The 12129-nt window shown below is 64.7% G+C and carries 9 protein-coding genes; 5 read left to right on the top strand and 4 right to left on the bottom strand.

Annotated elements, in window-relative coordinates; genetic code table 11:
* Window positions 1-576 precede the first annotated feature (576 nt).
* The 4 genes from H6955_10920 to H6955_10905 form a co-directional block, all read right to left on the bottom strand.
* Window positions 577-1848, bottom strand: coding sequence for an FAD-dependent oxidoreductase (locus H6955_10920; protein ID MCP5314065.1), 1272 nt, complete (start codon window positions 1846-1848; stop codon window positions 577-579).
* Window positions 1849-2143: 295 nt separating this feature from the next.
* Entirely contained in the window at window positions 2144-2674 is a 531-nt protein-coding gene (locus tag H6955_10915; GenBank protein ID MCP5314064.1) for a DUF302 domain-containing protein, read from the bottom strand.
* Between the two features lie 150 nt (window positions 2675-2824).
* A complete protein-coding gene (locus H6955_10910; GenBank protein ID MCP5314063.1) occupies window positions 2825-4525 on the bottom strand; it encodes a potassium channel protein in 1701 nt (566 codons plus the stop codon).
* 23 nt (window positions 4526-4548) lie between these two features.
* The gene (locus H6955_10905; protein ID MCP5314062.1) at window positions 4549-4932 is read right to left on the bottom strand and encodes a hypothetical protein; all 384 of its coding nucleotides are present in this window, start codon (window positions 4930-4932) and stop codon (window positions 4549-4551) included.
* A 164-nt stretch (window positions 4933-5096) separates the two neighbouring features.
* Between H6955_10905 and H6955_10900 the strand changes: the two genes are divergently transcribed.
* The 5 genes from H6955_10900 to H6955_10880 all read left to right on the top strand — a co-directional run bounded on the left by H6955_10900 (window position 5097) and on the right by H6955_10880 (window position 11961).
* Window positions 5097-5294, top strand: coding sequence for a UTP--glucose-1-phosphate uridylyltransferase (locus H6955_10900; GenBank protein MCP5314061.1), 198 nt, complete (start codon window positions 5097-5099; stop codon window positions 5292-5294).
* On the top strand, window positions 5284-8244 hold the full coding sequence (locus H6955_10895; protein MCP5314060.1) for a PAS domain S-box protein: 2961 nt from the start codon (window positions 5284-5286) through the stop codon (window positions 8242-8244). Before H6955_10900 ends, H6955_10895 begins: the two co-directional genes overlap by 11 nt.
* A complete protein-coding gene (locus H6955_10890) occupies window positions 8222-9547 on the top strand; it encodes a sigma-54-dependent Fis family transcriptional regulator (protein MCP5314059.1) in 1326 nt (441 codons plus the stop codon). The genes H6955_10895 and H6955_10890 overlap by 23 nt, the downstream gene beginning before the upstream one ends.
* Before the next feature lie 355 nt (window positions 9548-9902).
* Window positions 9903-10157 (top strand): DUF4212 domain-containing protein, encoded by a 255-nt coding sequence (locus H6955_10885; protein MCP5314058.1) that lies wholly within the window; start codon window positions 9903-9905, stop codon window positions 10155-10157.
* 13 nt (window positions 10158-10170) lie between these two features.
* Window positions 10171-11961, top strand: coding sequence for a cation acetate symporter (locus tag H6955_10880; GenBank protein ID MCP5314057.1), 1791 nt, complete (start codon window positions 10171-10173; stop codon window positions 11959-11961).
* Window positions 11962-12129: the final 168 nt, after the last annotated feature.

Genomic DNA, 12129 nt, shown 5'->3' with positions numbered 1-12129 from the left:
CGGCGGAGCGCACCCGCCCTTCTTTCTTTTGCTTGCCCAAAAGAAAGAAGGCAAAGAAAAAGGCACCGCCAAGGCTTGGCCCGCGCTGCGCGCGGACTACCCTGCGCTCCTCGGCGCAAAACGGGCGCTGCGGAACTCCCTCGCTACGCTCGGTCAGACAGTCCTCGCGCTCATCCGTTTTCCGCCTGTGGTGCTCGGCTGCACCAAGGGGGAACCGGTGCTCCGTAGCCGGCTATCGCCTCCCTGAGCCCCGTGGACGCCGCCGAGCATCGCAGCGGCGGGCGGGACCAAGCGAGGGGTGTCTGAGCGACCGCCAGGGAGCGAGTTCCCGAGCGCCGCCCGACGCGAGAAGCACAGGGCACCCCTCGCCAACGGCGAGGGGCAAGTCGTCGGGTGCCCTTTCTTCTGGTTACTCTTCTTTGGGCACGCAAAGAAGAGTAACGCGGGCGCGCTCCGCCGAGCGCATCAAGCACAAACCGCGCGCAGCGCAACAACATTTGAGCGCTGCACCACCCCGACACCCGCGCAAAAAAAACCCGGCCGCGTGGCCGGGTTCGTATCAGCGGGCGCCGCCTGTCACTTCAGTCGGTTGATACCCAGCATCTTCAGGATGTACTTCTCGTAGATCGGCTCCGAGGTACCCTTCTTCATCTTGCGGATGAAGTACTTCTCGAACGCGATCTTCGCCATGTGCACCCACTTGCCTTTCTTGAACCACGCGACATTGCGCGGCGGGATCTGCGGCAACGCGACGAACGCCGCACCGGTGTCGCCCATGTCGGCCAGACAGATCGCGTTCCAGGTACCCTTCTGATCGGGTTCCTTGCCGTCGAGCTCGTTGTGGATGTTGTGCACGATCGCGGTCACCATCGACTCGATCATGTAACCGGTCTTCGGCGCACCGGTCGGTACCGCGGTCGCCTCGACCGGCGGGATCGCGATGCACACACCGGCCGAATAGATGTTCTTGTAGGTCGGGTTGCGCTGGTACTCGTCGACGAACACAAAGCCGCGCGGGTTGCACAGGCCCTCGACCGACATCACCGCCTGGACGCCCTTGAACGCCGGCAGCATCATCGAGAACTTGAACGCGATCTCGTGGTCCTTGACCTTGTGCCCGGCATTGTCGAACTCCTCGACGAACATCTTGCCGGCCTCGACCTTGGTCACCTTGGCATTGGTGATCCACTTCATGTGGTGGTTGCGCATCTCGCTCTCGAGCATGCCCTGCGAATCCCCCACGCCGCCGAGGCCGAGATGGCCGATGTACGGCTCCGAGGTCACGAAGGTCATCGGGATGCGGTCACGCATTTTGCGCTTGCGCAGGTCGGCGTCCATGATGAACGCGAACTCGTAGGCCGGACCGAAGCAGGATGCGAACGGCATCGCGCCGATCACCACGTGTCCGGGCTCTTCGAGCAGCTTCTTGTAGTCCTCATAGGCCGACTCTGCATGGTCGACGGTACAAACCGAGTGCGTGTGGCCGCCGTTCGGACCGGCGCCCTCGACCTCCTCGAACGCCAGGCGCGGACCGGTTGCGATCACCAGGTAGTCGTACTTGAGCGTCTCGCCGTCCTCGAAGGTCAGCGTACTGCCCTGCGGGTCGATCTTGTCGCAGCGCTTGGCGATGAAATTGATGCCCTTGCGCTCCAGGTGCGGGCGGATGTCAAAGGTGATGCTGTTGCGATCGCGCCAGCCGACCGCGACCCACGGGTTCGACGGTACGAACTGGAAATAGTCGCGTTCGTTGACCATCGTGATCTCGTGTTCGCTGCCAAGCTCGGCACGCAGCTCGTAGGCCGCGGGCATGCCGCCGGTACCGGCGCCAAGAACGACAATATGTGCCATTTAGTATCTCCTCAAGAAGGCGGATCGATGCCGCGGAAGCGACCGGGCGCCCACACACTTCGGGACACTTGGGGCTGCGTTGCATCGGGGCAGTTATTGCTGCACTCGGGCAACCACGGGTCACCCGCCGGCCGGCGTTGTTTGGAGTAATTTTGTCGCCAGCACAGTGCGGGGGCAGTATCGCACAGGAAACCAGCGGTACGGGAGGGTTTTTTGCTTGCCTGCTGCGGTAGATCAAGTCACCGCGGACCGCCGGTGCAGGCCCCGGCGGTCCGCGAACAGTGGGGCAACAGGCTCAGAGGTCGCCGTTCACCCCGGCATCGACGATGCTGTAGATGGAGTCGCGGACCTTCTTCGCCAGCGGCTGCAGGTCCTCGGGCAGATCGACGGCGTGCAGCATCATGTCCATGTTGGTGGTCACGATCCAGCCCTTGCCGTTGGAATCCTCCAGCACCGCGATGCGGCATGGCAGGAAACCGGCGAAGATGATGTCGTACTCGACCATCTTTTTGGCGATCAGCGCGTCGCAGAAGGCCAGGATACGCATGTAATTGGCATCCTGGCCCATCGCCTTGACCTGCTCGGACAGCGGCAGATCCGCGACCATTTTGAAGTTCAGCATGTTCGCGCGCAGCTGCATCGACTGTACCGCGTCGTCGACCCCGATGCCGTCGGCGAGTTCGAAGCGCTGGATGCTGTTGCTGATCATCTCGCGCGCGATCGCCTTGTCGAACGGCGGCGTGTCGAGCGCCTTCTCGGCGGCTTGCGCGAGGCCGGTCAGGGCCAGGGTCAGGATCAGTGCAACGGAGACAATCAATCGGTTCATGCGCGGGTTCCTCGTTTTTTGTGCAGGCGGTGGCAGCGGACGTCGATTCTAGCGGAAGGCTGATCCCACTGTGCCAATACCCGCCAAAAGACGTGGCCGGCCGCCATCGCTTCCATAAAACTTTTTAATGACCAGATAATCGCGCACGTCTCAGCGCGCCCCGCCGAACCAGCGGCGCCACACCCAGCCGTGCGGCCGGTCCTCGCCGGTCCGCACGTAGTCGAGGCTGTGGCGGTGCGAGACCGTCCAGCGCATGCGCGTGAACGCGGCGCGGTCGCCGCACAGCAGCAGGCGGTCGCCGACCTTCAACGGCGTGCCCGCCTCCGGCAGCAGCAACCGGTCGTTGCGTCGCCGGATCAGCAGCACGATCGCCGGCAGGGTGCGCTCGCGCTGCCAGGCGTCGCGCAGCAGATCGCGGATCGTGAAGCTGCCGCCCTGGCTGAGAAATTCGTGCAGCACGCCGGCCTCGCCCGGGAGCAGTACCCATTCGCGGATGTTCGGTACCTGGTCACTGACCAGCGCGCTGACCCGGCTGGCCAGCTCGCAGGCCCAGCTGTCCTCCTGGTACAGCCCCAGCGACATGAACTCGTACAGCATCGGTGTCGCCAGCAGCACGCGGATCTTGTCGGCGATGATCGCGCTCGGATGCATCACCATGTCCGCGCTGACCGCCGCGATGATCTCGCGGTTGTCGTTCTGGTTCTGCCGGACCACGACGAACAGGTCCGGATTCAGTTCGCGGGCGGTCATCACGATCGACAGGTTGTTGGCGTCGTTGTCGGTCCCGGCGACCAGTCCCGCGGCCCCCTCGACGTCCGCCTCGTGCAGGGTGTCGGCCTCGGTACCCCGCCCCTCGACGAAATCGGCGTCCGGCCGCCCGGTCGCCTCGGGGCGGGCCTCGATCACGACGACCCGCACGCCCTCGCCCTTGAGGCGGGCGCAGATCGCCTTGCCGAAGCGGCCGTAGCCGCACACGATCCAATGACCGTCGCGCGGCGGATACACCGGCTCGCTGAGTTCGCTGCCCTCGCGGCCGGTCAGCCAGCGCTGCAACAGGTACATGCAGGGCGCCTGGAACGCGACCGCGAGGTGACCGGCGAAGGTATCGAACGGGTCGACGATGTGGTCGGTGCCGAACGACGCCATGTTCTCCTCGATGTCGTGCGAGTCGGCGCGACAGATCACCTTGACCTTCGGATTGAGCAGTTTCGCGGTGATCGCGATCTTCAGGTTCACCTCGTTGTCGTCGGTCAGCGCGACCACGCCGGCACACGCCGGATTCTGCAGCCCGGCCTCCTGGAGATGCCGGGTCACCGCGGCATCGCCGTGCAGCGCCGGGACCACCTCGCGCAGATCCTGGAGCTGGATGATGCTGGTGCGCGCCTCGTCGATGTCGATCACCACCGCGTGCTGACCGCGCTGGGTCAGCGACTTCACCAGCGCGGTGCCGGTCTCGCCGTAACCGCACACCAGGTGAAACGGCTCGCGCATGCGGCGGATGCGCCGTGTGAAACGGTGCTCGGCGATCGCCTCCTGGAAGGTGCGGTCCTGGACCAGCGCGAGGATGGTGCCGAACGCGTAGATCCACGCCATCACCGAGGCGTACAGCGACAGGCTGACCCACAGGCGCTGGGCATCGGTGAACGCGTACGGGATCTCGCCGAAGCCGATCGTGGTCGCCATGTAGCTGACGAAGTAGAACGCGTGGAAGATGCTCATGTGCCACAGGTTGCCGTCGGGGTCCCGACCCGGGATCAGGGTCAGCCCGAGTACCGCGATCGCGTACACCAGCAGCAGCGTCAACAGCGGTTGACGCATGCGACGCAGGATCAGAAAGACGATGTTTTCCATGCGCCCGCAGCCCGGACGTTCGCTCAGCGCCGCAGCATCACGGTCTCGATGATCAGCAGCACCACGGAGATCACGTTGGCCAGCATCGCACCACCGGACAGCGACACGATGCTCGCGGTCACCACCGGTGTCAGGCCGGTGCCGCTGATATGCACCGCGAAGGTCCACAGGATGGTCGCGGCGATCAGCTGCAGGATCGCGACCAGGCTGGTCGCCAGCAACAGCGCGCCCATCTGGCTGCGGTCGCCGAATTTGAGCACCGTCGCGATCAGGTTCACGACGACCACCGCGAACAACTCGTAGACGTGGTGATGATCGGGGTTCTCGATCTCGCCGACGAAGAACCCGAAGTTCAGGGTCAGCGCCAATACGATGAAGAAACCGAAGACGACCTTTTCCGGGTTCATGCCTGCTCCCCAAGTGCGAGCGCGGGCCGGACGGCCCATTAACGATTGTTATTGACCCAATTAAAGCACGCCCGGACGCACTGCAGGCGTCGCCGGCGCGGCACCGCGATCGCCCGGGTCGGTCGTTACTATTCGTAACACCGATCCGGTGCTAGGCTGACCGCATGCTGCCGCCGCGCCTCCCGATCAGCAAAGAACTCGCCGTCGTGCTCGGCGCCCTGCTGCTGTTGTTGTTCGCCAGCCCGGTGGCGGACTGGTGGGCGCACACCCGTTTCGGCTGGCTGACACCCTACGGGCTGTGGTTGCTGGTGATCCTCGGCGCGCTGCTAATCCACCGCCGGAACGATCCCGATGAGCCATGAACTCGCGACGCTGTTCGCGGCGGGTTTCGTCTATCTGCTGATCCTGTTCCTGGTCGCGTTCGCGACCGACCGCGGACTGGTGCCGACCGCCTGGGTCACCCACCCGCTGACCTATACGCTGTCGATCGGCGTCTATGCGACCTCCTGGACCTACTACGGCAGCGTCGGCTATGCCGCGCACAACGGCCTGCTGTACCTGACCATCTACATTGGCGCGACCCTGGCGTTCGTACTCAGCCCGCTGTTGCTGCGGCCGATCCTGCGGCTGAGTCGCGAATACCAGCTGACCTCGCTGGCCGACCTGCTCGCGTTCCGTTACCGCAGCCAGGCGGTCGGCGTCCTGGTGACGCTGTTCATGCTGCTCGGCACCCTGCCGTACATCGCGCTGCAGGTGCGCGCGGTGACCGAGTCGCTGAGCGTCCTGAGCAGCGAGGTGCCTTCGAACACCGTCGCGCTGGTGTTCTGCGCGACGCTGATCCTGTTCGGCGTGTTGTTTGGCGCGCGGCACATCTCGCCGCGCGAGAAACACCGCGGACTGGTGGTCGCGATCGCGTTCGAGTCGCTGATCAAACTGGTGGTGCTGCTGCTGATCGGCGGCTATGCGCTGCTCGCGGTGTTCGACGGCCCGGTCGGCCTGGACACCTGGCTGCAACGCCATCCCGAGGCGCTCGAGGCGTTGTACCGCCCGGTACACGAAAGCCCGTGGAACGCGCTGATCTTCCTGTCGTTCGCCGCCGCCTTCCTGCTGCCGCGCCAGTTCCACATGCTGTTCACCGAAAACCTCGATCCGCGTGGCCTGCGCACCGTGACCTGGGCGATGCCGGCCTTCCTGCTGCTGCTGAACATCTCGATCCCGGTGATCCTGTGGGCCGGACAGCGTCTGCAACTCGGCATCAATCCCGACTACTACGTGCTCGGCATCACCCTCGCCCAGGGCCCGACGTGGTTGTCGCTGCTGGCGTTCATCGGTGGCCTGTCCGCGGCCAGCGCGATGGTCATCGTGACCAGCATCGCGCTGGCGTCGATGAGCCTGAACCACCTGTTGCTGCCGGCCAGCTACCCGGACCCGGCGATGAACCTGTACCGCTGGATCCTGTGGGGCCGGCGTCTTTTGATCGGCCTGATCATCATGGCCGGCTATGGTTTCTACGCCGGACTCAAGCACAGCCAGGGCCTGGTCGAGCTGGGCCTGATCTCGTTCGTCGCGGTCGCCCAGTTCCTTCCCGGGGTCGGCGGCCTGCTGTACTGGCGACGCGCGACGCGCGCCGGGTTCATCGTCGGCCTGCTCGGCGGCGTCAGCGTCTGGTCGGTGTTGCTGTTGGCACCACTGCTGCACGGCTCCGGCATCCTGATCACCGACATGGGCGTGCCCGCGCTGGTCGCATCGAGCGGCATGAACAAATGGGCGTTCGCGACCTTCGCGACCCTGACCGTGAACGGTGGGCTCTTCGTGCTGGTCTCGATGATCACCCGCCAGTCGAGCGGCGAGATGGAGGCGGCCCGCGCGTGCTGCGCGGATTTCACGGTGCCGCTGGCGGGCGTGGTCGCCGCCGGCTCACCGACCGAGTTCCGCAGCCTGCTCGCCGGCACGCTCGGCAAGGACATGGCCGACCGCGAGGTCGACCAGGCGCTCGCCGATCTCGGCATGCGCACCAACGAGCGGCGCATCCCGGAACTGCGCCGTTTGCGTGAACGCATCGAGCGCAACCTCTCCGGTCTGCTCGGCCCGCAGCTCGCTCACATCATCGTCAACCGGCGGCTCGAACTCGACCCCGAGGCGAAGACCGCGCTGGCCGATTCGATGCGTTATGTCGAGGACCGCCTCGAGACCTCGCGCTCGCAGCTGCAGGGTCTGAGCGTCGAACTGGACAACCTGCGCCGTCTGCACCGGCAGATCCTCCAGGACCTGCCGCTCGGCGTCTGCGCGACCGACAACCAGGGCAAGATCGTGCTGTGGAACCTGGCCCTGGAAACCATGACCGGGGTCGCGGCACGACAGCTGATCGGCACACCGTTGAACAAGCTGCCGCGGCCGTGGGACGGCCTGCTGGCCGGGTTCGCGCGCACCGCCGAGGACCACACCTACCGCATGGAGCTGGCCGTCTCCGGTCGCCCGCGCTGGTACAACCTGCACAAGGCCGCCTATGCGGACCCGGTGATCGAGGGCGCCGGGCCGTCGCGTCCCGGCATGGTGATGCTGATCGAGGACCTGACCGACCTGGGCAACCTCGAGGCCGAACTCGCACACAACGACCGCCTCGCCTCGGTCGGGCGCCTGGCCGCCGGCGTGGCGCACGAGATCGGCAACCCGGTGACCGGGATCGCGTCACTGGCGCAGAACCTGCGTCACGAGGAAGACCCCCAGGTGGTCGGCCAGAGCATCGAGGAGATCATCGCGCAGACCCGGCGCATCAGCGACATCCTGCGCGCCCTGAAGGGGTTCAGCCGCGGCAGCCGCCACCTGCTGCAACGCGAGACCTTCGCGCTGCACGAGGCGGTCGATGATGCCGTGCATCTGCTGCGCCTGACCCACAAGCACGACGGCATCCGCTTCGAGGCGAGCTGTCCGGATGACATCGTACTGACCGGCAACCGCCAGCAGCTGTCGCAGGTGCTGGTCAACCTGCTCAGCAACGCCGCCGACGCCTCGCGCACCGGTGACCGGGTGGACCTGCTGGCGCGTTGCGCGGCCGGCGAGGCGGTGATCGAGGTGATGGACCAGGGCCAGGGCATCCCCGAGGAACTGCGCGAGACGATCTTCGAACCCTTCTATACGACCAAACCGACCGGCCAGGGGACCGGACTCGGCCTGTCGCTGGCCTACAAGATCATCGAGGACCACAACGGTACCCTGACGATCGACTCGCAGGCCGGTTTCGGCACCCGGGTGGTCGTCAGCCTGCCGCTGCACGAAGTGGAACAGCCCTATGAACCGCTTGCTCATCATTGAAGACGAACCGGTGATCCGTGGCGCGCTGCGCCGTCTGCTGGAACGGCACGGCCACCAGGTCAGCGAGGCCGAATCGGTCGAGGCCGCCGAGGCCGCCGGCCGGCTCGACGACTACCAGCTGATCATCACCGATCTGCGACTGCCCGGCGCGCCCGGGGACGCGGTGCTCAAGCGCGTCCCGGACGTCCCGGTGATCATCATGACCAGTTTCGCGACCGTGACCTCGGCGGTCGACGCGATGAAGAGCGGTGCCGCCGACTACATCGCCAAGCCGTTCGACCACGACGAACTGGTGATGCTGGTCGACAAGGTGTTGCGCGAAAAGCAGAAAGAACGCCGCGCCGCTGCGCTCCAGACCGACGTCGACCAGGCCTACCCGGTCGCGGGCATGATCGGCAAGAGCGCCGCGATGAGCGAGGTCTGTGGCCGCATCCACAAGGTCGCGCCGACCGAGGCGACGGTGCTGATCACCGGTGAGTCGGGGACTGGCAAGGAACTGGTCGCACGCGCACTGCACAAGCACAGCCGGCGCTGCGACGCACCCTTCGTCGCGTTCAATTGCGCGGCGGTCCCGGAGCAGGCAATCGAGGCCGAGCTGTTCGGCCAGCACCAGGCGGACCGCTTCCGCCCCGGTCTGATGCAGAGTGCCGAGGGTGGCACGCTGTTTCTCGACGAGATCGGCGAGCTGCCGCTGGCGGCCCAGGCCCGCCTGTTGCGCGTACTGCAGGGCGGTGGTCACGACAGCACCGGCCACGGCAGCGATGTACCGAATGTGCGCATCCTCGCGGCCACCCATCGCGACCTGCGCAAACTGGTCCAGGAGAATGCGTTCCGCAGCGACCTGTACTTCCGCCTGCGGGTCGTCGAACTGGCGTTGCCACCGCTACGCGAGCGCGGCGACGACGTGATCGAACTCGCGGTCTACCTGCTCGACAAGACCCGCAAGCAACTGGGCCGCGCGCAGTTGAAACTCAGTCGCGAGGCACTCGATGCGATCCGCCGGTATCACTGGCCCGGCAACGTGCGCGAGCTGTCGAACGCGATCGAGCGCGCGGTGATCCTGTGCGACGGCGAGGTGATCACCCCCGACCTGTTGGCGATCGACCACCGCGTGACCAGCAATGCGGCCGCTGCCGACGTCAACGACCGCCTGTCGCTCGAGGAGTATTTCCGGGTGTTCGTACTGGAACATCAGGATCGGATGACCGAGACGGAACTCGCCAACGCGCTCGGCATCAGCCGCAAGGCGCTGTGGGAACGCCGACAGCGCTTCGGCCTGCCACGGCCGAAACGGCGTGGTTGAGGAAAGCCGCGGCACAGGTTTTTTCGACCTTTTACCACGCGACACACTGACGTTACCTTAGGTAACAAACAACCCCTCGATCCGTTACCTTTGCACTCAAAAACGGCCCCGCGACGCCCCGTATCGGGCGATTTAAGTCACTGATTTGCTTTGACAAAAGCCTCAGGCCACCGGGACAATCGGCGCACTCGGCGACCTGCGTGTGACGCAGGTAACAAAAGCCCGGATCGCCCCCACGACAAGTACGGAACGGAATCCATCAACAAGGCGAGCATGCCAGCGGGAGCGGTCGAGCCGGGACCGGGGATCGGAAAAAACAGAAGTTTACTGTCATAAACCGCGGAGTGATCGAGTTATGGATACAAAAGCTGCGCAGTACTGGAAGGCGAATATTCGCCTTGTAGTGAGTCTGCTGGTGGTCTGGTTTGTCGTCTCGTACGGCTTCGGGATCATCCTCGCCGACGCCCTCAACGCCATCCGAATCGGCGGTGTGGGGCTCGGTTTCTGGTTTGCCCAACAGGGATCGATTTACGTCTTTATCGTCCTGATCTTCTTTTATGCCGCCCGGATGAACGCGCTTGATCGCGAGTTCGACGTGCACGAAGACTAAGAGGTTACGTTAAATGGATCTCTCTACACTCACTTACATTGTCGTCGGCGCGACCTTCGCGCTGTACATCGGCATCGCGATCTGGGCCCGTGCCGGGACGACCGGCGAGTTCTACGTCGCCGGCAAAGGCATCCACCCGGTCGCCAACGGTATGGCCACCGCGGCCGACTGGATGTCCGCGGCATCGTTCATCTCGATGGCCGGCCTGATCGCGTTCACCGGCTACGGCGGTTCGGTGTTCCTGATGGGCTGGACCGGCGGTTACGTGCTGCTGGCACTGCTGCTTGCCCCTTACCTGCGTAAGTTCGGCAAGTTCACGGTGCCGGAGTTCATCGGCGAGCGTTTCTACTCGCAGACCGCGCGTCTGGTGGCCGTCATCTGCCTGATCCTGGCGTCGGTGACCTACGTCATCGGCCAGATGAAGGGTATCGGTGTCGCGTTCTCGCGCTTCCTCGAGACCAGCTACGAGGCCGGACTGTACATCGGTATGGGTATCGTGTTCGTGTACGCGGTGTTGGGCGGCATGAAGGGCATCACCTACACGCAGATCGCGCAGTACGTCGTGCTGATCCTCGCCTATACCATCCCGGCGATCTTCATCTCGTTGAACCTGACCGGCAACCCGATCCCGCAGCTCGGCCTGATCGGTTCGATGGCGGACGGTTCCGGTCTGACGATGATGGAGAAGCTCGACTCGGTGGTGACCGACCTCGGCTTCGCGAAGTATTCCGAACAGGTGTACGGATCGAAGCTGAACATGTTCGTCTACACCCTGTCGCTGATGATCGGTACCGCGGGTCTGCCGCACGTCATCATCCGCTTCTTCACCGTGCCGAAGGTCAAGGACGCACGCAGCTCGGCCGGTTGGGCGCTGGTGTTCATCGCGATCCTCTACACCACCGCTCCGGCAGTGGCCTCGATGGCACGCCTGAACCTGATGAACACCATCCAGGATCCGTCCAAGCCGATCGGTGATCCGAGCGCCAACCTGCTCGTCGCCGACGCCCCGCAGTGGTTCAAGAACTGGGAGAAGACCGGTCTGCTGGCACACGAGGACAAGAACGGCGACGGTCGTATCCAGTACTACAACGACAAGGATCCGGAGATGGCCAAGAAGGCCGAGGCCTGGGGCTGGAAAGGCAACGAGATGACCACGGTCGACCGTGACATCATGGTGCTGGCCAACCCGGAAATCGCCGGGCTGCCCAACTGGGTCATCGCGATCGTCGTCGCCGGCGGTCTCGCCGCGGCGCTGTCGACCGCTGCCGGTCTGTTGCTGGCGATCGCCTCGGCGGTATCGCACGACATCGTCAAGGGCATGTTGAACCCCAACATCTCGGAGAAGTCGGAACTGCTGGCGAGCCGTCTGTCGATGATCGGCGCGATCGCGTTGGCCGGTTACCTCGGTCTGCATCCACCCGGCTTCGCGGCAGGTACCGTGGCACTGGCATTCGGTCTGGCCGCGTCGTCGATCTTCCCGGCGTTGATGATGGGCATCTTCAACAAGAAGGTGAACCGCGCCGGCGCGATCTGGGGGATGATCTCCGGTATCGGGATCACGCTGCTGTACGTGTTCCAGCACAAGGGCATCTTCTTCATCCCGGGTACCGCGTATCTGGGTGACATGGAAGCGAACTGGTTCTTCGGTATCACGCCGGAGGCCTTCGGTGCCGTCGGTGCGCTGGTCAACTTCGTCGTGGGCATCGTGGTGTCGAAAGTCACCGCCGAGCCGCCGGAGCACATCCAGCACCTGGTCGAAGACATCCGCGTGCCCAAGGGCGCAGGCGTCGCGACCGGCCACTGATAACAAGATCCCTGTAGAAGCCTTCACCCCGCCTCTTCGAGGCGGGGTTTTTTATGTCGCGACATCCCCGGTTGCGACCCTCGTCGCCGACCATGCGGGCCGCCAATAGTCGCTGCCTGCGCATTCAAAAGGTCAGCAACGGCGCGTTTTGATAAGCTCGTCGGTTGA

The organism is Chromatiaceae bacterium (genome assembly GCA_024235395.1).
In the GTDB taxonomy this organism is placed as follows: Bacteria; Pseudomonadota; Gammaproteobacteria; order Chromatiales; family Chromatiaceae; genus Thiosocius.
Note: the sequence above shows the minus strand (reverse complement) of the source record. Positions and strands in the feature narration are given on the sequence as shown.

Excerpts from the sequence above, each read along its gene's own strand:
- H6955_10920 (MCP5314065.1), bottom strand. The coding sequence starts at position 1,848 with ATGGCACATATTGTCGTTCTTGGCGCCGGTACCGGCGGCATGCCCGCG.
- H6955_10885 (MCP5314058.1), top strand. The coding sequence starts at position 9,903 with ATGGATACAAAAGCTGCGCAGTACTGGAAGGCGAATATTCGCCTTGTA.
- H6955_10910 (MCP5314063.1), bottom strand. The coding sequence starts at position 4,525 with ATGGAAAACATCGTCTTTCTGATCCTGCGTCGCATGCGTCAACCGCTG.
- H6955_10880 (MCP5314057.1), top strand. The coding sequence starts at position 10,171 with ATGGATCTCTCTACACTCACTTACATTGTCGTCGGCGCGACCTTCGCG.
- H6955_10915 (MCP5314064.1), bottom strand. The coding sequence starts at position 2,674 with ATGAACCGATTGATTGTCTCCGTTGCACTGATCCTGACCCTGGCCCTG.
- H6955_10895 (MCP5314060.1), top strand. The coding sequence starts at position 5,284 with ATGAGCCATGAACTCGCGACGCTGTTCGCGGCGGGTTTCGTCTATCTG.
- H6955_10890 (MCP5314059.1), top strand. The coding sequence starts at position 8,222 with ATGAACCGCTTGCTCATCATTGAAGACGAACCGGTGATCCGTGGCGCG.
- H6955_10900 (MCP5314061.1), top strand. The coding sequence starts at position 5,097 with ATGCTGCCGCCGCGCCTCCCGATCAGCAAAGAACTCGCCGTCGTGCTC.
- H6955_10905 (MCP5314062.1), bottom strand. The coding sequence starts at position 4,932 with ATGAACCCGGAAAAGGTCGTCTTCGGTTTCTTCATCGTATTGGCGCTG.